The sequence below is a fragment of the Bacillus sp. LR_5 genome, assembly GCF_042709275.1.
The window spans coordinates 1-22,078 of sequence record NZ_JAVAXX010000088.1 but is presented as its reverse complement, the minus strand read 5'-3'; the positions used below and the strand labels follow the sequence as shown (position 1 = coordinate 22,078).

At 44.4% G+C, this 22,078-nt stretch carries 21 protein-coding genes and 1 other annotated feature; of the genes, 20 read left to right on the top strand and 1 reads right to left on the bottom strand.

Annotated elements, in window-relative coordinates; translation table 11 throughout:
- From RAC86_RS18085 to cotN, 7 genes are all read left to right on the top strand, one after another.
- A partial coding sequence (locus tag RAC86_RS18085; protein WP_377885917.1) for a cytochrome c biogenesis protein occupies positions 1 to 556 on the top strand: 556 nt, incomplete at its 5' end.
- Positions 557 to 592: 36 nt separating this feature from the next.
- Entirely contained in the window at positions 593 to 1,534 is a 942-nt protein-coding gene (gene hemC / locus RAC86_RS18080) for a hydroxymethylbilane synthase (protein WP_072566638.1), read from the top strand.
- Complete coding sequence (hemD, locus tag RAC86_RS18075; RefSeq protein ID WP_072566637.1) at positions 1,524 to 2,312, top strand: uroporphyrinogen-III synthase; 789 nt, start codon at positions 1,524 to 1,526, stop codon at positions 2,310 to 2,312. Before hemC ends, hemD begins: the two co-directional genes overlap by 11 nt.
- The gene (hemB, locus tag RAC86_RS18070) at positions 2,309 to 3,283 is read left to right on the top strand and encodes a porphobilinogen synthase (RefSeq protein ID WP_072566636.1); all 975 of its coding nucleotides are present in this window, start codon (positions 2,309 to 2,311) and stop codon (positions 3,281 to 3,283) included. The genes hemD and hemB overlap by 4 nt, the downstream gene beginning before the upstream one ends.
- 29 nt (positions 3,284 to 3,312) lie before the next feature.
- Positions 3,313 to 4,605, top strand: a complete 1,293-nt coding sequence (gene hemL / locus RAC86_RS18065; protein WP_014114667.1) for a glutamate-1-semialdehyde 2,1-aminomutase — start codon at positions 3,313 to 3,315, stop codon at positions 4,603 to 4,605.
- A 132-nt stretch (positions 4,606 to 4,737) separates the two neighbouring features.
- The gene (locus RAC86_RS39435; protein WP_483861765.1) at positions 4,738 to 7,029 is read left to right on the top strand and encodes a LysM peptidoglycan-binding domain-containing protein; all 2,292 of its coding nucleotides are present in this window, start codon (positions 4,738 to 4,740) and stop codon (positions 7,027 to 7,029) included.
- Positions 7,030 to 7,061: 32 nt separating this feature from the next.
- Positions 7,062 to 8,087: a spore coat protein CotN gene (gene cotN, locus RAC86_RS18050; RefSeq protein WP_072566634.1), complete on the top strand. Its 1,026-nt coding sequence runs from the start codon at positions 7,062 to 7,064 to the stop codon at positions 8,085 to 8,087.
- Positions 8,088 to 8,105: 18 nt separating this feature from the next.
- Here the strand turns inward: cotN and RAC86_RS18045 are convergent, their stop codons facing one another.
- Entirely contained in the window at positions 8,106 to 8,297 is a 192-nt protein-coding gene (locus RAC86_RS18045; protein WP_072566633.1) for a hypothetical protein, read from the bottom strand.
- 165 nt (positions 8,298 to 8,462) lie between these two features.
- Positions 8,463 to 8,685: a binding site (T-box leader), on the top strand.
- 59 nt (positions 8,686 to 8,744) lie between these two features.
- On the opposite strand from RAC86_RS18045, the gene valS reads away from it, so the two are divergent.
- From valS to spoIVFB, 13 genes are all read left to right on the top strand, one after another.
- On the top strand, positions 8,745 to 11,387 hold the full coding sequence (gene valS / locus RAC86_RS18040; RefSeq protein WP_377885916.1) for a valine--tRNA ligase: 2,643 nt from the start codon (positions 8,745 to 8,747) through the stop codon (positions 11,385 to 11,387).
- A gap of 59 nt (positions 11,388 to 11,446) precedes the next feature.
- On the top strand, positions 11,447 to 12,739 hold the full coding sequence (locus tag RAC86_RS18035) for a bifunctional folylpolyglutamate synthase/dihydrofolate synthase (RefSeq protein ID WP_003229640.1): 1,293 nt from the start codon (positions 11,447 to 11,449) through the stop codon (positions 12,737 to 12,739).
- 142 nt (positions 12,740 to 12,881) lie between these two features.
- Positions 12,882 to 13,628: a prepilin peptidase gene (locus RAC86_RS18030; protein WP_377885915.1), complete on the top strand. Its 747-nt coding sequence runs from the start codon at positions 12,882 to 12,884 to the stop codon at positions 13,626 to 13,628.
- 133 nt (positions 13,629 to 13,761) lie between these two features.
- Complete coding sequence (spoIIB, locus tag RAC86_RS18025) at positions 13,762 to 14,754, top strand: stage II sporulation protein SpoIIB (RefSeq protein WP_377885914.1); 993 nt, start codon at positions 13,762 to 13,764, stop codon at positions 14,752 to 14,754.
- A gap of 152 nt (positions 14,755 to 14,906) precedes the next feature.
- Positions 14,907 to 15,476, top strand: coding sequence for a Maf family nucleotide pyrophosphatase (locus RAC86_RS18020; RefSeq protein WP_004398496.1), 570 nt, complete (start codon positions 14,907 to 14,909; stop codon positions 15,474 to 15,476).
- Positions 15,477 to 15,512: 36 nt separating this feature from the next.
- Positions 15,513 to 16,208 carry a RadC family protein gene (radC, locus tag RAC86_RS18015; RefSeq protein WP_339202978.1) on the top strand — a complete coding sequence of 232 codons (696 nt, stop codon included), beginning with the start codon at positions 15,513 to 15,515 and terminating at the stop codon, positions 16,206 to 16,208.
- A gap of 91 nt (positions 16,209 to 16,299) precedes the next feature.
- Positions 16,300 to 17,313, top strand: a complete 1,014-nt coding sequence (gene mreB, locus RAC86_RS18010; protein ID WP_003229650.1) for a cell shape-determining protein MreB — start codon at positions 16,300 to 16,302, stop codon at positions 17,311 to 17,313.
- Between the two features lie 30 nt (positions 17,314 to 17,343).
- Positions 17,344 to 18,216, top strand: a complete 873-nt coding sequence (gene mreC / locus RAC86_RS18005) for a rod shape-determining protein MreC (RefSeq protein WP_003222609.1) — start codon at positions 17,344 to 17,346, stop codon at positions 18,214 to 18,216.
- Positions 18,213 to 18,731 carry a rod shape-determining protein MreD gene (gene mreD / locus RAC86_RS18000; RefSeq protein WP_004398811.1) on the top strand — a complete coding sequence of 173 codons (519 nt, stop codon included), beginning with the start codon at positions 18,213 to 18,215 and terminating at the stop codon, positions 18,729 to 18,731. Before mreC ends, mreD begins: the two co-directional genes overlap by 4 nt.
- A 52-nt stretch (positions 18,732 to 18,783) precedes the next feature.
- Positions 18,784 to 19,464, top strand: coding sequence for a septum site-determining protein MinC (gene minC / locus RAC86_RS17995; protein WP_004398901.1), 681 nt, complete (start codon positions 18,784 to 18,786; stop codon positions 19,462 to 19,464).
- Between the two features lies 1 nt (position 19,465).
- Positions 19,466 to 20,272 (top strand): septum site-determining protein MinD, encoded by an 807-nt coding sequence (minD, locus tag RAC86_RS17990; protein ID WP_014664846.1) that lies wholly within the window; start codon positions 19,466 to 19,468, stop codon positions 20,270 to 20,272.
- Between the two features lie 149 nt (positions 20,273 to 20,421).
- Entirely contained in the window at positions 20,422 to 21,216 is a 795-nt protein-coding gene (gene spoIVFA / locus RAC86_RS17985; RefSeq protein ID WP_024572736.1) for a stage IV sporulation protein SpoIVFA, read from the top strand.
- Positions 21,209 to 22,075 (top strand): stage IV sporulation intramembrane metalloprotease SpoIVFB, encoded by an 867-nt coding sequence (gene spoIVFB, locus RAC86_RS17980; protein ID WP_014480452.1) that lies wholly within the window; start codon positions 21,209 to 21,211, stop codon positions 22,073 to 22,075. The genes spoIVFA and spoIVFB overlap by 8 nt, the downstream gene beginning before the upstream one ends.
- Positions 22,076 to 22,078: the final 3 nt, after the last annotated feature.

Below are 22,078 nucleotides of genomic sequence, written 5' to 3'. Positions count from 1 at the left end.
AGTTGACTTTATTGTGTTTTTTACAAATGTAATAGGGTTTTCTATGATCGCCATCCATACATTTTCACCGACAGAGCAGCAGTCTGCCGCTTTTTCCGGGCAGCTTGTATCCGAGCTTTTGGTGATTCATATTACAATGGCGATTCTTTCATACGGCGCTTTTTCCCTTTCTTTCGTTTTTTCTGTCCTGTATATGTTTCAATATCATTTGCTGAAAAAGAAAAAGTGGGGAAAATGGCTGTTGAGAATAGAAGATTTGTCTAAGCTTGATTATATGGCATATGTTCTGAATGTCATCGGAGTCCCGATGCTGTTGCTGAGTTTGATTCTCGGCGTTATTTGGGCGTATGTATCACTAGAAACGCTGTATTGGTTCGACGCCAAAGTGCTTGGTTCGTTTGTCGTCCTGCTGCTGTACAGCTATTATCTTTATATCAGGCTGATTAAAGAGCTGCAAGGAAAGGTCGCAGCATTGTGGAATACGGCTTGTTTTCTCGTGCTGATGATCAATTATTTCCTGCTTGGAAGCCTGTCGCAATTCCATTGGTTCAGTTAAATGATGTCCCAAGCAGATTCGGGAGGAAAGAAAACGATGAGAACAATAAAAGTAGGTTCCAGACGGAGCAAACTCGCTATGACTCAAACAAAATGGGTTATTCAAAAACTGAAGGAAATCAATCCTTCATTTGCCTTTGAAATCAAAGAAATCGTGACAAAGGGTGACCGGATCGTCGATGTTACGCTCTCAAAAGTGGGAGGAAAAGGCCTGTTTGTCAAAGAGATTGAACAAGCGCTTTTGAATGAAGACATTGATATGGCGGTGCACAGCATGAAGGACATGCCTGCTGTTTTGCCTGAAGGCCTTGTGATCGGCTGTATTCCTGAACGGGAAGACCCACGTGATGCCCTTATTTCAAAGAATCGCGTAAAGCTTTCAGAAATGAAGGAAGGCGCTGTCATCGGCACAAGCAGTTTAAGAAGAAGTGCGCAGCTTTTAATTGAGCGTCCTGATATTACAATTAAATGGATTAGAGGTAATATAGATACGAGACTTCAAAAGCTGGAAACTGAGGATTATGACGCGATTATTTTAGCTGCTGCCGGCCTTTCCAGAATGGGCTGGAAGCAAGATGTCGTAACCGAATTCCTAGAGCCTGAGCGCTGTTTGCCTGCTGTGGGCCAGGGAGCACTGGCAATTGAGTGCAGAGAATCGGATGAAGAGCTATTGGCGTTGTTTTCTCAGTTTACGGATGAGTATACAAAACGGACTGTGTTGGCGGAACGTGCTTATTTAAACGCGATGGAGGGCGGATGCCAGGTTCCGATCGCAGGCTACTCAGTGTTAAACGAGCAGGATGAAATTGAATTGACTGGGCTTGTCGCTTCTCCTGACGGCAAAATCATTTTTAAAGAAACCGTCACCGGAAACGATCCGGAGGAAGTCGGAAAGCGCTGTGCCGCTCTTATGACTGACAAAGGAGCCAAAGAATTAATTGATCGTGTAAAACAGGAGCTTGATGAGGATGGAAAATGATTTTCCGTTGAAAGGAAAAACAGTGCTTGTCACCCGGAATAAGGCGCAGGCAAAATCGTTTCAGCAAAAAGTGGAGGCACTTGGCGGAAAAGCGGTTTTGACCTCTTTGATTACGTTTCGCCGCGCTTTGCCGAATAATCTTGCAAAACAGGTGAAAGAGGATCTTGCCGCCCCCGGCTGGCTTGTTTTTACAAGTGTGAACGGAGCAGACTTCTTTTTTTCTTATTTAAAGGAAAATCAGCTAATTCTTCCAGCGCATAAAAAAATTGCAGCTGTCGGTGAAAAAACGGCTCGCCGTTTGGAAACGCATAACGTATCGGTTGATGTGATGCCTAAGGACTATATCGCTGAACAGTTGGCGGAGGCCCTTAAGCAGCATGCTGAACCGGCGGAACGGATTACAGTGGTGAAAGGCAATTTGTCACGTGATGTGATAAAACAGGAGCTTGTCCCGCTCGGTTTTGAAGTGAAAGAATGGGTTGTCTACGAAACGATTCCGGATGAAGATGGCATCGAGGCACTGAAAAAGGTTGCGGGCCAATATTCATTTGACTATGTGACATTTACGAGTTCATCAACCGTACATACGTTTATGCATGTCTTGGGAGAAGAATTGAAAAAGTGGCAGGCGAACAGATCGGCCTGTATCAGCATCGGACCTTTAACAAGGGACGCACTGCTGACGTATGGCATCACATCGCATACGCCTGATACATTTACAATAGATGGCATGCTTGAGTTAATGTGCAGCATGTCAAGAGAGGAAGAGAGAATATGAGTCAATCATTTAACAGACACCGCCGCCTGCGGTCATCAAAAGCAATGAGAGAGATGGTAAAGGAAACACGTTTGCACCCATCGGATTTTATTTATCCGATTTTTGTCGTTGAAGGGCTGGAAGGCAAAAAAGCTGTTCCGTCAATGCCTGATGTTTACCATGTATCATTAGATCTATTGAAGGATGAAGTGGCAGAGCTGGTTAAACTGGGCATTCAATCTGTCATCGTGTTCGGCATCCCGGAAGAAAAAGATGATTGCGGAACGCAAGCGTATCATGATCACGGCATCGTTCAAAAAGCCATCACAGAAATTAAAACACACTTCCCTGAAATGGTTGTTGTCGCTGATACGTGCTTATGCGAATATACAGACCACGGCCATTGCGGACTTGTCAAAGACGGCGTCATCCTCAATGATGAATCGCTGGAGCTTTTGGCGCAGACAGCTGTCAGCCAAGCGAAAGCAGGTGCGGATATCATTGCGCCATCAAACATGATGGACGGATTTGTTACGGTAATCAGAGAAGCGCTTGATAAAGAAGGGTTCGTCAATATTCCAATCATGTCTTACGCTGTGAAATATTCAAGTGAGTTTTACGGTCCGTTCCGTGATGCAGCAAACAGCACGCCGCAATTCGGAGACCGCAAAACATATCAGATGGACCCTGCCAACCGTATGGAAGCACTCCGCGAAGCACAATCAGATGTCGAGGAAGGCGCGGACTTTTTGATTGTCAAACCTTCACTTTCATATATGGATATCATGCGTGACGTAAAAAATGAGTTTACTTTGCCGCTCGTCGCTTATAATGTAAGCGGAGAGTATTCAATGGTAAAGGCTGCAGCGCAGAACGGCTGGATCAAAGAAAAGGAAATTGTGTTAGAAATTTTGACAAGCATGAAGCGTGCAGGTGCTGACCTGATTATTACGTATCATGCCAAAGACGCAGCGAAATGGCTTGCGGAGTAATTTTATTCAGTTGACAGGAGTTGAGGCAGATGAGAAGCTATGAAAAATCAAAAGCGGCTTTTAAAGAAGCGCAAAAACTCATGCCGGGCGGTGTGAACAGTCCCGTTCGCGCATTTAAATCGGTAGACATGGATCCGATTTTTATGGAGCGCGGAAAAGGCTCAAAAATCTATGATATTGACGGAAATGAATATATTGACTACGTCTTGTCATGGGGGCCTTTAATTTTAGGGCATACAAATGACCGCGTCGTAGAGAGCCTCAAAAAAGTGGCAGAATATGGGACAAGCTTCGGTGCCCCTACTGAAGTGGAAAATGAACTGGCAAAACTCGTCATTGATCGTGTGCCATCTGTAGAAATTGTACGAATGGTCAGCTCCGGAACAGAGGCTACTATGAGTGCCCTCCGTTTGGCAAGAGGCTATACAGGCCGCAACAAGATTTTAAAATTTGAGGGCTGCTACCACGGGCATGGCGATTCCCTCTTGATTAAAGCGGGTTCAGGAGTGGCCACTCTCGGTCTGCCTGACAGCCCTGGTGTGCCTGAAGGCATTGCGAAAAACACCATCACCGTTCCGTACAATGATTTAGAAAGTGTAAAGCTTGCTTTCCAGCAATTCGGTGAAGACATTGCGGGAGTTATTGTAGAGCCAGTTGCCGGAAATATGGGAGTTGTTCCGCCGCAAGAAGGCTTCCTGCAAGGGCTGCGTGATATCACTGAGCAATACGGTTCCCTGCTGATTTTTGATGAAGTAATGACAGGCTTCCGCGTCGATTATAATTGTGCTCAAGGATACTTCGGCGTAACGCCTGATCTCACTTGTTTAGGAAAAGTGATCGGGGGCGGGCTTCCTGTCGGTGCTTATGGCGGCAAGGCTGAAATCATGGAGCAGATCGCTCCGAGCGGTCCGATTTATCAGGCCGGCACATTGTCAGGCAACCCGCTTGCGATGACGGCTGGCTTAGAAACATTGAAGCAGCTGACACCTGAATCCTACAAGAATTTCATCAAAAAAGGCGACAGGCTGGAAGAAGGCATTTCAAAAGCCGCCGAGGCTCACGGCATTCCGCATACCTTTAACCGCGCAGGTTCAATGATCGGCTTCTTCTTTACAAACGAACCTGTCATCAATTATGAAACAGCCAAAGCATCTGATTTGAAGCTGTTTGCTAACTACTATAAAGGCATGGCAAATGAAGGTGTATTCCTTCCGCCATCACAATTCGAAGGCCTTTTTCTTTCAACAGCCCATACTGAGGAAGATATTGAAAAAACAATCCAGGCAGCTGAGAAAGTATTTGCTGAGATCAGCCGCGGATAAGAGCAAAACCGGTATCAAGGACATCCTTGTACCGGTTTTTTTCTGTGTTCGCCAACTCATATTTTCCCCAGTTCATACATACACCTTTAGTGACATCTAATTTTAAGGATTAGATGAAAGGAGGATATGAACTTGCCGCAAAATCATCGATTGCAATTTTCTGTAGAAGAATCGATCTGTTTCCAAAAAGGACAGGAAGTTTCTGAACTGCTTTCTATTTCATTAGATCCTGACATTAGGGTTCAGGAAGTAAATGATTATGTATCAATCAGAGGATCGCTTGAACTTACAGGTGAGTACAACATAGATCAAAACAAACATACCGAAGAGTTTTATACCGATAAGCGGTTTGTTGAAGAAGTCAGAAAGAGAGAGGATGGAAGCGCAGAACTGACTCACTGTTTTCCTGTGGATATTACCATTCCGAAAAATAAAGTGAGCCATTTACAGGATGTCTTCGTCTTTATTGACGCATTTGACTATCAATTAACGGATTCTCGCATTTTAACGATTCAAGCTGATTTAGCGATCGAAGGGCTTTTGGATGATACGGCAGACAAAGAGCCGGAGATTCCTCTATATGAGGCTCCAGCGGCATTCAGAGAGGAAGAGATTTCAGAGCCGCCGATACAAAGTGCAGTAGAAACGGGTTCACCTTCGGCAGCGGAAGCAGTTCTGCAGGATAAAACGCCAGCCGAACCGCCAGAACTTTTTGTCTCGAAAGCGGGGCTCCGTGAAGAACTGGAAACAGAAAAAGCAGAATCTGCGCCGCCGGAATCGGTTGCTTCAGAACCAGAGGCGCGAGAAGGTGCCGAGCCGTTAGAGCTTGTGAAGCCGGAAGCAGAGAGTCGTGAAGAATCGGGAACAGAAGAACCCGATGCTTCAGAAATAGAGATTCAAGAGATCGTAAAAACAGAAAATGAAACGCCTGAGCCAGCAGCTGCAATAGCAGATGTTCGTGAAGAAGCAGCCCCCCCAGCGGAGGCTGATCTTCGTGAAGATTCTGGAGCAGAAAAATCGTCTGCTTTGGAAGCTGAACGACATGCAGAGACTGTGATTGCAGAGGAAAAAGCAGAAACTCCAGTGTCTCCTATTCTTGAATATGCGTTGCGCCAAGAGGCTCAAAATGAAGAAACGGAACAACCGGAACACGCTGATCCTGCACTTCGTCAAGAAGAGAAAGAAGCGGCACAACCGGAGCACGCTGATCCTGCACTTCGTCAAGAAGAGAAAGAAGTGGTACAACCGGAACACGCTGAGCCTGCACTTCGTCAAGAAGAGGAAGAAGTGGCACAACCGGAACACACTGAGCCTGCATTCCGTCAAGAAGAGAAAGAAGCAGCACAACCGGAACACGCTGAGCCTGCATTCCGTCAAGAAGCGAAAGAAACAGCACAACCGGAACACGCTGAGCCTGCGCTTCGTCAAGAAGCGAAAGAAACAGCACAACCGGAACACACTGAGCCTGCGCTTCGTCAAGAAGCGAAAGAAACAGCACAACCGGAACACACTGAGCCTGCGCTTCGTCAAGAAGAGAAAGAAACGGCACAACTGGAGCACGCTGAGCCTGCATTCCGTCAAGAAGAGAAAGAAGCGGCACAACCGGAACACGCTGAGCCTGCATTCCGTCAAGAAGAGAAAGAAGCGGCACAACCGGAACACGCTGAGCCTGCATTCCGTCAAGAAGAGAAAGAAGCAGCACAACCGGAACACGCTGAGCCTGCATTCCGTCAAGAAGAGAAAGAAACAGCACAACCAGAACATGCTGAGCCCGCGCTTGGTCAAGAAGCGGAAGAGGCTCTTGAAACTGAATCTCAGCCCGTTCTCTCCATAGAAGAAAGCAGAGAGAAGAAATCAGCCTCAGCTCCATATGTGGAGAATGACGAAACTGCTTTTCAGCTTCATTTCAAGCAAAAAGCAAGCTCGGAGGAGGCACCTCAAGAAGAGTCTGCACCGGCATACCGCACCTTCCTGCCCGAACATGAAGAGGAGGATTCTTTTTATTCAGCGCTTAAGCTGCTGGAAGAGGAAGAACAAGAGGAAGAAAGCTTTGAAATTGAAGTGAGAAAAATACCACCGGCTGAAGAGCCTGAGAAAGAAACAGCTCTTCAATCCTTCCAGCTGACTGATACCTCAGAGACTGAAAGGAAGGAAGCGAATGCTGTTCCTAGGGTTGCTCCTGCTGCTGAAACGAAGGAAAGTGATAATTCTCTTTATTTAACAAAACTCTTTACGAAAGAAGAGGATGAGTTTTCGAGAATGAAAATATGCATTGTTCAGCAGGAAGATACGATCGAACGCTTATGCGAACGGTATGAAATCACATCCCAGCAGCTGATCAGGATGAATTCTTTAGCCTTGGACGATGAATTGAAAGCAGGACAGATCCTCTATATTCCTCAATATAACAACAGCCATGCGTAAGCCGTAAGCGATCGGAAAATGTGGTGAATGGAATGGAAGATACCCTATCGGTTCTTCAGAAATACGGACTGACTGCTCAATTTATTGAGCCTGTCAGTCCTCTTGTGTGGAAAGTGTATACAGACTACGGCGTATTTGCCCTGAAAAAATTGAAATCGGTTCGCAGCAAACAATTTACAGATCATATGGTGGCGATTGAGGAAAAAGGTTTTCGTTCATTTGTTCCTGTTTACAGAACAAATAGCGGTGAGTTTTTCTCAGAAGGCATACAATCCGGAGATTCCTATTATTTAATGCCGTGGCTTCAATTTGACCAGGAGGAAGAACGGGATCAGAAACATGCTTATTTATTTAGAGAAACAGCCCGCCTTCACGAGAGAACCGCGCAGGAAATAAAGATCAGACGTGATGATATTGAACGTTATTACGGACAAACGAAAAAAAAGTGGGAACATGATAAAATTTATTATGAACAGTTTGTAGACAGAGCGGAAAAGGAATGGTACCTTTCCCCTTTTGAACTTCATGCCGTAACCTATTTTTCAGAAACCATTTCGGCGGTGAATTTTGCGCTGGAGCGGTTGGAGGACTGGTATGAGTCGGCAAAAGAGAAGGGTGACTCAAGGGTTGTGATGAACCACGGCAACCTGTCTATACACCATTTTCTGTATAATGATACAGGGACCGGGTATTTCACAAACTTCGAAAGAGCGTCTGTCGGCCCGCCGCAAAACGACTTACTCGGCTTTTATACAAAAATGTTCAGAGGCTTTCCGAAAGCTTGTCCGGAATGCGTCGAATGGTTTTATGCATACACGAAATCATTCCCTTTGCGTGAAGCGGAAGTCAGTCTTTTTCTCAGCTATATGGCATTTCCGGCAGCCATGTACAAGGTGCTGAACCGTTATCAAACCGGGAAAAGACAGCATGAAAAAAATGAATGTACGCAATTATTAAAGGCTTATTGGCAAATGAAAAATATAGAGCCGTTTGTGATGAAAGTTCATCAGATTGAACAAGAGAAAAAATTTCAGGCTGAAAACGAGTCCACGTCTTAATGGCGCGGACTTGTTTGTTTATATCCAGTCTAAATGAAGGGCGCAAGCTAACAAGATCAGGATTGCGAGCAGCAAAACATCAAAGGTTGTCGGAAAGAAAATGGTTCTGATCCCTTGAAAAATTGTAACGGGGATAATCACTTGCGCGGATACAAGCCGAATTTGCCTGACCCACGGCGGCAGGGAATAAGAGCTGAATCGTTTCTTCAAGGTGCATCCTCCTCTACGCATTTACAAGCATTATATGTAAACTTGGGCAATAGGTGCCTGCCCATTTGTATAGAAAGCGGTGTTTTTGGAAAAGATGATTGACGAATCAAAAACACTTTTACTATAATAAAGAACATAAATAATGTATATAATGAGCTGATAAATACACCTGCTTAGAACGGGAAGAGTACAAAAAAGGCGCATGCAGAGAGAGAAGCCGTTTGCTGAAAGGCTTCTTATGTTGTCTGATTGGAAGGTCGCCCGGGAGCATAATTTCTTGAAAGAAGAGTAGAGAAATTCGGGAAACACCCGTTATCCGTTATAAGTGCATGAACTGATAGAGTTCATGAAAAAAGGTGGTACCGCGAAAGAGCTTTTCGTCCTTTTACAGGGATGAAGAGCTCTTTTTTCGTTCTCAGCCATTTTTAAACATGCTGGAGGGTTATGATGGAAACGAATGAACAAACAATGCCGACGAAATATGATCCGGCAGCGGTTGAAAAAGACCGATATGATTTTTGGCTAAAAGGCAAATTTTTTGAAGCGGGCAGTGACCAGACAAAAGAGCCATACTCTGTTGTCATCCCGCCGCCAAACGTAACAGGAAGACTTCACCTTGGCCACGCATGGGACACAACGCTGCAAGACATTGTAACGAGAATGAAACGCATGCAGGGCTATGATGTGCTGTGGCTTCCTGGCATGGACCACGCCGGCATCGCGACACAGGCTAAAGTAGAGGCGAAACTTCGTGAAGAAGGCAAATCCCGCTACGATTTAGGCCGTGAAAAATTCCTCGAAGAAACGTGGAAGTGGAAGGAAGAATATGCTGACTTTATTCGCAGCCAGTGGGCGAAATTAGGTCTTGGCCTAGATTATTCCCGTGAACGTTTTACGCTGGATGAAGGCTTGAGCAAAGCGGTAAGGGAAGTATTCGTTAAGCTTTATGAAAAAGGCCTGATCTACAGAGGCGAATATATTATTAACTGGGACCCAGCGACAAAAACAGCCCTATCCGACATTGAGGTGATTTACAAGGATGTTCAAGGCGCATTCTATCATATGAGCTATCCGCTTGCTGACGGTTCAGGCTCAATTGAAATTGCGACGACACGTCCTGAAACAATGCTCGGTGATACAGCTGTTGCCGTTCACCCTGAAGACGAGCGCTATAAACACCTTATCGGAAAAACGGTGATCCTGCCGATTGTAAATCGTGAAATTCCGATTGTCGGTGATGACTATGTTGATATGGAATTTGGTTCAGGTGCCGTGAAAATTACACCTGCTCATGATCCGAACGACTTCGAGCTTGGCAACCGCCACAATTTAGAACGCATCCTTGTCATGAATGAAGATGGCACGATGAATGAAAATGCGCTCCAATATCAAGGTATGGATCGTTTTGAATGCCGCAAAAAGCTCGTGAAAGATTTACAGGAGGCGGGAGTTCTCTTCAAGATCGAGGATCATATGCACTCTGTCGGCCATAGTGAACGAAGCGGGGCTGTTGTGGAGCCTTATCTTTCTACACAATGGTTTGTGCGCATGCAGCCGCTTGCTGATGCAGCGATTGAGCTGCAAAAGAAAGGAGAAAAGGTCAACTTTGTGCCTGACCGTTTCGAAAAAACGTATTTACACTGGATGGAAAATATCCGCGACTGGTGTATCTCCCGTCAATTGTGGTGGGGACATCGTATTCCTGCCTGGTATCATAAAGAAACAGGCGAGCTATATGTTGGGCTTGAAGCGCCGGAAGACAGCGAAAATTGGGAACAGGATACAGACGTACTGGATACATGGTTCAGTTCTGCGCTATGGCCTTTCTCCACAATGGGCTGGCCTGATGTAACTGCTGAAGACTTTAAACGCTACTATCCGACAGATGTTCTCGTGACAGGGTACGATATCATTTTCTTCTGGGTATCACGCATGATTTTCCAAGGCATTGAATTTACAGGCGAGCGCCCGTTCAAAGATGTTTTAATCCACGGCTTAATCCGTGACGAGCAAGGCCGGAAAATGAGTAAATCTCTTGGCAACGGTGTCGACCCGATGGATGTGATTGACAAGTACGGAGCCGATTCTCTGCGTTATTTCCTTGCGACTGGAAGCTCTCCTGGCCAGGATCTGCGCTTCAGCTATGAAAAAGTGGAATCGACCTGGAATTTTGCCAATAAAATTTGGAACGCCTCCCGTTTTGCATTAATGAATATGGATGGCATGACGTACGATGAGCTTGATCTGTCAGGCGAAAAATCAGTCGCTGACAAGTGGATTTTAACGCGGTTAAATGAAACGATCGAGCACGTGACCCAGCTTGCTGATCGATATGAATTTGGTGAAGTAGGACGCCATTTATATAACTTTATTTGGGATGATTTCTGTGATTGGTATATTGAAATGGCGAAGCTTCCGCTTTATGGAGAAGACGAAGCGGCTAAGAAAACTACCCGTTCCATCCTTGCTTACGTACTTGATCAAACGATGCGTCTGCTCCATCCGTTTATGCCATTCTTAACGGAGGAAATTTGGCAGCACCTTCCTCACCAAGGGGAATCGATTACAGTAAGTCAATGGCCTGTAGTAGTGCCGGAGCATACCGATACTGAAGCGGCAGCTGACATGAAGCTTCTTGTTGAGCTGATCCGTTCTGTGCGCAATATCCGCAGTGAAGTCAATACGCCAATGAGCAAGCAGGTTGAACTGTACATTAAAACAAGCACAGACGAAATAGCAGCCCGCCTCGAAGCAAACCGTTCATATGTTGAACGCTTTACGAATCCGAGTGTGCTTAAAATTGGCACCGATATTGAGGCTGTTGATAAGGCGATGACGGCCGTTGTCTCAGGAGCAGAGGTTATTCTTCCGCTTGAAGGCTTAATCAATATTGATGAAGAAATTGCCCGTCTGCAAAAAGAATTTGATAAACTGACAAAAGAAGTTGAGCGTGTCCAAAAGAAACTTGGAAATGAAGGATTTATGAAAAAAGCGCCTGCACACGTAATTGATGAAGAACGTGAAAAAGAAAAAGATTATGTGGCGAAGCGTGACGCTGTTCAAAAACGAATGGCTGAGCTGAAGGGTTAATGAAAAGCCGGGGCGGTTTCTAGAGAAACCGCCTTGTCTTATAAAAGAGGGGATTATCATTGTTTACTGCATATCAAGATGCGCGCAGCTGGATTCACGGGAGGCTGAAATTCGGGGTGAAGCCCGGACTTGGCCGAATGAAACAGCTGATGGCGCGGTTAGGACATCCTGAAAAAAAAATCCGAGCGTTCCACGTTGCAGGAACAAACGGTAAAGGATCAACTGTCGCTTTTATCCGTTCTATGCTGCAGGAAGCCGGATATACGGTTGGAACATTTACATCGCCTTATATTATTACGTTTAATGAACGGATCAGCGTAAACGGGATACCGATTTCTGATGAGGAATGGACAGCACTCGTCAATCAAATGAAACCGCACGTTGAAGCCCTTGATCAAACGGAATACGGACAGCCGACAGAATTTGAAATTATGACAGCTTGTGCATTTTTATATTTTGCAGAGTTTCATAAGGTCGATTTTGTTATTTTTGAAACAGGTCTGGGCGGTAGATTCGATTCTACTAATGTGGTTGAACCGCTCTTAACTGTGATTACAAGCATCGGACACGATCATATGAACATTTTGGGAAACACCATTGAAGAAATTGCAGGAGAAAAGGCCGGTATTATTAAAGAAGGTATTCCAATCGTTACAGCAGTTACCCAGCCGGAAGCGTTACAGGTCATCCGCCACGAAGCCGAACGGCATGCTGCGCCGTTCCAGTCATTGCATGATGCATGTGTTATTTTCAATGAAGAGGCTCTGCCTGCAGGAGAACAGTTTTCATTCAAAACGGAAGAGAAATGCTATGAAGATATTCGGACATCTCTGATTGGCACCCATCAAAGACAAAATGCTGCTTTGTCCATTTTGGCTGCGGAGTGGCTCAATAAGGAGAATATCGCCCATATCAGTGACGAAGCGTTAAGGAGCGGGCTTGTGAAGGCTGCTTGGCCGGGACGGTTAGAGCTTGTTCAGGAGCATCCTCCGGTATATTTAGACGGTGCGCATAACGAAGAAGGTGTTGAAAAGCTGGCGGAAACGATGAAGCAGCGTTTCGCCAATTCACGCATTTCTGTGGTGTTTAGCGCGTTAAAGGACAAACCGTATCAGAACATGATTAAAAGACTGGAAACCATTGCTCATGCGATTCATTTTGCTTCTTTTGATTTCCCGCGTGCTTCTCTTGCAAAAGATCTCTATGATGCAAGTGAAATCAGCAATAAAAGCTGGAGTGAAGATCCAGACGATGTGATCAAATTCATAGAAAGCAAAAAGGGCTCAAATGAAATTGTGCTGATTACCGGATCTCTTTACTTTATTTCTGACATTCGAAAAAGGTTGAAATAAAAGCATCCGGCTCCGGCAGAATCAAAAAAAAAGATTCTGCCGTTTTTTTTTATGTGTAAAATTGAATATTCCCAATTGGAGCTCAGGATGTCCCTTTTGCTACAATCCATACCAGAACTCAATGAGTAAAGGTGTGTTGTCTATGCTATCCATTCTTTTTATCTTCGGACTTATCCTTGGTTCTTTTTACTATACGGCCGGGTGCCGTATCCCCTTACATCTATCTATTATTGCGCCCCGTTCATCATGCCCGTTTTGCCGGCGGACATTAACTCCTGCAGAATTAATTCCCATCCTGTCATTCCTATTTCAAAAAGGTAAATGTAAAAGCTGCGGGCATAGGATTTCTTTTATGTATCCCGCAGCAGAGCTTGTGACAGCGTGTTTATTTGCTTCCGCAGGAATACGCTTTGGCACGTCGCTGGAACTGTTTCCCGCTGTGGTGTTTATCTCTCTTCTCATTATTGTTGCAGTGACAGATATTCATTTTATGCTGATTCCAAATCGTATATTGATTTTCTTTCTTCCCTTTTTGGCGGCCGCGAGATTGATTTCTCCGCTTGATTCCTGGTATGCAGGCCTGTTAGGTGCGGCAGCCGGATTTCTATTTCTGGCTGTAATTGCCGCAATCACCCATGGGGGAGTAGGGGGAGGAGATATTAAATTATTTGCGGTGATTGGCTTTGTGCTTGGTGTGAAAATGCTGGCAGCTGCCTTTTTCTTTTCTGTTTTGATAGGTGCATTATATGGAGCGGCAGCCGTTCTGACTGGTAGACTCGCTAAAAGGCAGCCGCTTCCCTTTGCCCCCGCTATAGCCGCAGGGAGCATTTTAGCCTATTTATACGGTGACTCTATCATTTCTTTTTATATCAAAATGGCATTGGGCTGACTGCTGAAAAATTTGACGAACGTTTTTTGGACAAGGCGACAAAAGTCTTGTTCTTTTTTTCTTTGCCTGTGCTAAAGTGTGTAGCATGAAAAGCCGACAAGAACGGTCAAGCAAATGAAGGGAGGAAGCGGAATTGAAAAAAAGAAAGAATAAAAAAAACAGTAAAGCCGCAGAAAAAGCCCTCAAGGTGACGATTAATGGAAAAGAAGAGACGGTTTACGAACAAGAGACGCCTGAGACAGAGGCGGATAAAAGCATGACATTTTCAAATTGGGAGGAAAAAAGACAGGCAGAACAAGAGGTTGCGGCATCCCAGGAACATCCTGATGAAGATGAATTCAATTGGGATTCAGAGGAAGACAAGGTGTTTAAAGAGGACCCTAAAGTTGTTCCTCCTTATCAAAAGAAAAAAACAAAGTCTTATGCAAAAGGAAAGACCGGGACTGCCAAACCAGTAAAAAGAGTGGCTGCGACGATTGCCTTCGCGGCTGTCATTGGCACTGGATTAGGGCTATTCGCGTTAAGCATATCGGGGAATAAAGAAGCGTCAGCACCGGCCTCTTTAGAGGATTCTCTAGGCAGCCAAACGGCAAAAGCAGGGGATACTTCAACTGATAAACAAACTTCAGGCGCAGAAAAACAAGCGGCACAAACTGAAGGTACATACAAAACATACGCTGTGCAAGCCGGAAAATTTTCAAATGAAAAGGGCGCCGAAACGTTAACAGAACAATTGACCGAAAAAGGATATTCCGCCGTGTCACTGTCAAAGGATGACGGGTATACGTATGTTATTGCAGGCTTAGCAAGTGAAAAGGAGGTCTCACAGCAGTTAGGACAGGTTTTAATCGACAGTGATTTTGAAGCCTGGGGAGGCAAGGAGCTTTCCTTATCAATAGAGTCAGATATGACAGATTCTTTTAAGGAAACAGCGGAGCTTGCAGCAAAGGCGATTCTCGGCGAAGACATTACAAAAGCGAGTGTAGAGAAAATAGAAAAGTCGCTTGGTGAAACAAAAGCTTCAGGAGAGAAAAAAGCGATTTTGCAGGCTTTAAAGGAATTAGAGGATCCAAGTGCTGAAGCCGGGTGGAAGGCTCAGCAGGAGCTGTTAGCCGTCGTAAAATAAGAGATAGTGCCCTGAGCCTTCGTCCTTTAGTGACAGGCTTTTTTTATTTTGTCATGAAAAAGTTATTTTTCTGAAATTGTGACAAGCCTCGTGATTTGGTAGGATAAACGAGTATCTTTTTTTCTTAAGCAAACCCTGAAAGGATGACGAACATGACAAAACCGCTAATACTTGCATCACAATCTCCGCGCAGGAAAGAACTCCTCGATCTTCTCCAGCTGCCCTACTCCATTATTGTCAGTGAAGTAGAAGAAAAATTAAATCGAAACTTTTCACCAGAAGAAAACGTCCAATGGTTGGCAAAACAAAAAGCTAAGGCTGTAGCTGATCTCCACCCGCATGCAATCGTTATCGGTGCTGATACAATGGTATGCCTTGACGGCGAATGTCTTGGCAAACCGCAGGATCAAGAAGAAGCTGCTTCTATGCTGCGGAGGCTTTCAGGCCGAAGTCACTCAGTAATAACCGCGGTCAGCATTCAAGCTGAAAATCACAGCGAGACTTTTTATGATAAGACAGAAGTTGCGTTTTGGTCCCTCAGTGAAGAAGAGATTTGGACGTATATTGAAACAAAAGAGCCGATGGATAAAGCAGGTGCATACGGCATCCAAGGAAGAGGCGCGCTTTTTGTAAAGAAAATAGACGGAGATTATTATTCAGTCATGGGCCTTCCTATATCAAAAACAATGAGAGCTCTTCGCCATTTTGATATAAGGGCATGACGGTTCTATAAACGGGAAGGGAAAGAAAAGGAGTGCTTGGTCATACACGATCTGCCATTAAAACTCAAAGATTTCCCAATGAAAGAAAAGCCAAGAGAACGGCTCCTGAAAGTCGGAGCCGAGAACTTAGCGAATCATGAACTTTTGGCTATATTATTGCGGACAGGGACTAAACACGAATCTGTTTTGGACCTGTCAAACAGGCTGCTGCGCTCATTTGACGGGCTGCGCCTGCTCAAGGAAGCATCGGTTGAAGAGCTGTCAAGCATCCCGGGAATCGGTATGGTAAAAGCGATTCAAATACTGGCAGCAGTTGAGCTTGGAAGCCGGATTCACAAAATAGCCAACGAAGAACATTTCGTTATTCGCTCCCCGGAAGACGGCGCTAATCTCGTCATGGAGGATATGCGCTTTTTAACCCAGGAGCATTTTGTCTGTTTATACTTAAATACAAAAAATCAAGTCATCCATAAACGCACCGTATTTATCGGAAGCCTGAATTCATCTATTGTCCACCCGCGAGAGGTGTTTAAAGAAGCGTTTAAACGATCTGCCGCTTCCTTTATCTGTGTTCATAATCATCCTTCTGGAGATCCGACGCCGAGCAGGGAGGATATTGAAGTGACAAGACGGCTGTTTGAATGCGGAAACCTGATTGGCATCGAGCTGCTTGACCATTTGGTGATCGGGGATAAAAAATTTGTGAGTTTAAAGGAAAAAGGATATTTGTAACACTTTTTTTTTCGTCGAATTAAGCTATAATAGAGTTTATGAGTTTTTCCCTTTAGGGTATTTTTGCTTTAAGAAAGGAAGATACATACATATGTTTGGAATTGGTGCTAGAGACCTTGGTATAGATCTTGGAACTGCGAATACGCTTGTTTTTGTAAAAGGAAAAGGAATTGTTGTGAGAGAGCCGTCAGTTGTCGCTTTGCAGACGGATACGAAATCGATTGTCGCTGTCGGAAATGATGCGAAAAATATGATTGGACGGACACCGGGCAACGTGGTGGCTCTTCGCCCGATGAAAGACGGCGTTATCGCTGATTATGAAACAACGGCGACGATGATGAAATATTACATCAATCAGGCCATAAAAAATAAAGGCATGTTTGCCAGAAAACCATATGTAATGGTATGTGTCCCATCAGGCATTACAGCTGTTGAAGAACGCGCTGTTATCGATGCGACAAGACAGGCGGGAGCGCGTGACGCGTATCCGATTGAAGAGCCTTTTGCCGCAGCAATCGGAGCCAATCTGCCAGTTTGGGAACCGACTGGAAGCATGGTTGTTGATATCGGGGGCGGTACGACAGAAGTTGCGATTATTTCCCTCGGAGGCATCGTAACGTCTCAGTCAATCCGTGTAGCCGGTGATGAGATGGATGACGCGATTATCAACTACATCAGAAAAACGTACAATCTGATGATCGGTGACCGTACGGCTGAAGCGATTAAAATGGAAATCGGATCTGCAGAAGCTCCTGAAGAATCCGACAACATGGAAATCCGCGGACGCGATTTGCTGACAGGTTTGCCGAAAACAATTGAAATTACAGGAAAAGAGATTTCTAACGCTCTGCGCGACACTGTATCTACAATTGTCGAAGCAGTGAAGAGCACACTCGAAAAAACACCGCCTGAGCTTGCAGCAGATATCATGGACAGAGGTATAGTGTTAACCGGCGGCGGAGCGCTTTTGCGCAATTTGGACAAAGTCATCAGCGAAGAAACAAAAATGCCGGTCCTTATCGCCGAAGATCCGCTTGATTGTGTAGCGATCGGAACAGGGAAAGCACTGGAGCACATCCATCTTTTCAAAGGGAAAACTAGATAATCGGGAGTTCAATAGAAGAGGTGTAACACGATGCCGAATAAGCGGTTAATGCTATTACTTCTGTGTATTATCATATTGGTGGCTATGATTGGATTTTCGCTGAAGGGCGGCCGCAATACCACCTGGCCTGAGAAAGTGATCGGCGATACGACGGGAGTATTTCAAAATATTTTTCATACGCCTGCCGAATTTTTTGCAGGAATATTTGAGAACATCAATGATTTAAAAAACACATACAAAGAAAACGAGCGTCTAAGAGAAAAACTTGACGGACAGACACAATATGAAGCCAAGCTTCAAGAGCTTGAAGAAGAAAACAAATCCTTGCGTGACGAGCTTGGCCATGTCAAATCGATTAAAGATTACAAGCCGATTTTAGCAACGGTCATCGCCAGAAGCCCTGATAATTGGGCGAAACAGGTCACCATTAACAAGGGGACTCAGCAAAACGTAGCGAAAGATATGGCCGTTACAAACGAAAAAGGCGCATTAATCGGCAAGATCAAAAGCTCCGGACTTAACAATTTTACGTCTACTGTTCAGCTTTTAAGCGATACTGACCGCAATAACAGAGTCGCGACAAAAATTTCCGGAAAAAAAGGCAGCAAAGGCTACGGCTTGATCGAAGGATATGACAAAGAGAAAAAACGTCTTAAGATGACAATTATTGAGCGTAAGGATAAACAAGACGTGAAAAAAGGCGATCTTATTGAAACATCAGGGACAGGCGGTGTTTTCCCAGAAGGGCTGACAATCGGTGAAGTGACTGATATCGAGTCAGATTCCTATGGATTAACGAAGGTTGCTTATGTAAAACCTGCGGCTGACCTTACAGATTTAAATAATGTGATCGTTGTTAACCGTGACGTGCCGACTGTCGATACAGAGGAGGAAGGATCGTGAAACGTTTCCTTCTCCCTTTCGTTATGATGCTTGTTTTTTCTGCGGAAAGCATTTTTACAGATTTGGTGCATTTTCCTTTCGTTACAGATGACCAAGTGCTCGCCCCGCGTTTTTTGATGCTTGTATTGATATTCATGTCGGCTTTTATCAACCAAAAACACGCGATGATTTACGGATTTATTTTTGGTTTTCTATATGACATGAACTATACAAGTCTATTAGGCGTTTACATGTTTGGTTTTGCAGGGCTATGCTATTTGGCTTCAAAAGCGTTTAAAGTGTTACATACAAACGCATTTGTAGTGATATTGATAGCGGTTCTGGCTGTCTGTCTGCTCGAATTTTATGTATTCGGCATTCAGTCTTTGATTCATAAAGATATTATGACGTTTAACGGATTTGTGCTTGACCGGTTTATACCGACAATTTTATTAAATATTGCAGCAGCTCTTATTCTTGTTCTGCCATTTAGATTGTTTTTTATGAGTCTAAAGAAAGAATTGAGAGATGAGTAAAAAGGATTTTATCTTTTTTTGACGAAATGAGTATGTTGTTGAGGTGAATATTGTGAAGACCAAAAAGCAGCAATATGTAACAATAAAAGGAACAAAGAATGGACTAACATTGCATCTGGATGATGCGTGTTCTTTTGATGAGCTTCTCGATGGTCTTCAGAATATGCTGTCAATTGAACAATATACCGATGGAAAAGGCCAGAAAATCAGCGTTCATGTTAAGCTGGGAAATCGCTTTTTATATAAGGAGCAAGAGGAACAGCTAACCGAATTGATTGCGTCAAAGAAAGATTTGTTTGTTCATTCTATTGACAGTGAAGTCATTACTAAAAAAGAAGCACAGCAGATAAGAGAGGAAGCCGAAATTATTTCTGTTTCAAAAATTGTCCGTTCAGGCCAAGTGCTGCAGGTAAAAGGCGACTTGCTCCTGATCGGTGACGTGAATCCCGGCGGAACAGTCAGGGCCGGAGGGAACATTTTTGTTCTGGGCTCACTGAAAGGAATTGCGCATGCCGGATTTAATGGAAATAATCAAGCGGTCATCGCCGCCTCTGAAATGCTTCCGACACAATTAAGAATCAATCATGTGTTAAATCGCTCCCCAGACCACATTCAAAAAGGGAACGAAATGGAATGTGCTTATTTAGATACAGACGGAAATATGGTCATTGAACGCCTTCAACATTTGGCTCATTTAAGACCTGATCTAACAAGGCTTGAGGGAGGAATGTGAATTGGGTGAGGCTATCGTAATAACTTCGGGAAAAGGCGGAGTAGGTAAGACAACAACATCTGCGAACCTCGGTACCGCCTTAGCCATTTTAGGGAAGCGCGTATGCTTAGTAGATACTGATATAGGACTGCGCAACCTTGATGTTGTAATGGGTCTTGAAAATAGAATTATTTACGATCTGGTAGACGTTGTAGAGGGCAGATGCAAAATGCATCAGGCGCTCGTAAAAGACAAACGTTTCGATGATCTGCTCTATTTAATGCCCGCTGCTCAAACGAGCGATAAGACAGCTGTTGCTCCTGAACAAATTAAAAACATGGTCCAAGAGCTCAAACAGGAATTTGACTATGTCATCATAGACTGTCCTGCCGGAATCGAGCAAGGGTACAAAAATGCCGTTTCCGGAGCTGATAAAGCGATTGTGGTCACTACGCCTGAAATCTCAGCTGTTCGTGATGCTGACCGTATTATAGGGCTGCTGGAGCAAGAAGAAAATGTTGAATCGCCGCGGCTTGTTGTAAACAGAATCAGAAATCACCTGATGAAAAATGGTGACACGATGGATATCGACGAAATCGTACAGCATCTGTCGATCGATTTGCTCGGAATCGTGGCTGATGATGATGAAGTCATCAAAGCTTCCAACCATGGTGAACCGATTGCGATGGACCCGAAAAATCGCGCTTCTATTGCATATCGCAATATTGCCCGCCGCATCTTAGGTGAATCTGTTCCTTTACAGGTGCTTGAAGAGCAAAATAAAGGAATGATGGCTAAGATTAAGTCATTTTTCGGAGTAAGATCTTAATGTGATAGAATCAAAGAGAAGAATCTGACAAAGCATATGCTGTGTCAGGTTTTTTTTGTTTTTGCCTGCTTTGTTCTTGACTAAACCGAATATTTGCCATGGACAAGACATATGATGTACAAACCCAACGAATGCAAAGGATGATGGCAATGAGTCACAGAGCAGATGAAATCAGAAAACGATTAGAGAAAAGAAGAAAGCAGCTTTCCAGCTCAAAGCGTTTCTCTACTCAGACAGTTTCTGAAAAGCAGAAACCCCCGTCCTGGGTGATGGTAACGGATCAGGAAAAACATGGAACACTCCCAGTATATGAAGATAACATGCCAACATTCAACGGAAAACACCCATTGGTGAAAACAGATTCAATTATCCTGAAATGTCTTCTGTCGGCCTGCCTTGTTCTCGTTTCAGCTATAGCCTATAAAACAAACATTGGACCCGTCAGTCAGATTAAACCCGCCGTAGCCAAAACCTTTGAAACTGAATTTCAATTTGCCTCAGCAAGCCATTGGTTCGAAACCAAATTCGGAAATCCGCTTGCTTTCCTGGCTCCTGAACACAAAAATAAGGAACAGCAGATTGAAGTAGGCAAAGATCTGATCGCGCCTGCATCCGGGAAAGTACAGCAGGATTTTCAGGACAATGGGGAAGGAATTAAAGTCGAAACAAGCAGCGATAAGATTGATAGTGTAAAAGAAGGCTATGTGGTTGAAGTCAGCAAAGACAGCCAGACGGGACTGACGGTTAAGGTGCAGCATGCTGACAACACCTATAGTATCTATGGCGAGCTCAAAGATGTGGATGTTGCTTTATATGATTTTGTGGATAAAGGCAAAAAGCTCGGTTCGATTAAGCTTGATGATCATAATAAAGGGGTCTATTATTTTGCCATGAAAGACGGCGATAAATTTATTGATCCGATTCAGGTGATTTCATTTGAATAAATGGCTCGACCTTATCTTAAAGATCCATGTGCATCCTTTTCTTTGGATTATCGCGGCGCTGGGCTTGCTCACAGGCCATATGAAAGCATTATTTTGTCTGCTCCTGATTGTATTGATTCATGAGCTGGGGCATGCTGCTCTGGCTGTGTTTTTTTCTTGGAGAATCAAGCGTGTTTTTTTGCTGCCGTTTGGCGGAACGGTCGAAGTGGAAGAGCACGGGAATCGGCCGTTAAAGGAAGAGTTTGCGGTCATTATTGCCGGACCTCTTCAGCACATCTGGCTTCAGTTTGCCGCCTGGATGCTTGCAGAAGTCTCAGTGATTCATCAGCATACCTTTGAACTCTTCACCTTTTATAATCTTTCTATCTTATTTGTCAATTTACTGCCGATCTGGCCGCTGGATGGAGGAAAACTGTTATTTTTGTTGTTTTCCAAACAGCTGCCTTTTCAAAAGGCTCACCGACTTAATCTAAAAACGTCGCTCTGCTTCTGCCTGCTGCTCGGGTGCTGGGTTTTATTCGTGATTCCTCTGCAAATCAGCGCATGGGTTTTGTTTGTCTTTCTGGCTGTTTCCTTGTTTGAGGAATATCGGCAAAGGCACTATATCCATGTGAGATTTCTCCTCGAAAGGTATTACGGAAAAAACAGGGAGCTTGAGAAACTTCTGCCGCTGACAGTAAAGGCGGAGGATAAAGTCTATCATGTGATGGCCGAGTTCAAACGTGGCTGTAAGCATCCGATTATTATAGAAAAATCAGGCCAAAAGCTCAGCCAGCTTGACGAGAATGAAGTGCTGCACGCTTACTTTGCCGATAAGCGGACGAATTCTTCCATGGAGGAACTGCTTCTGCCCTACTAAAAC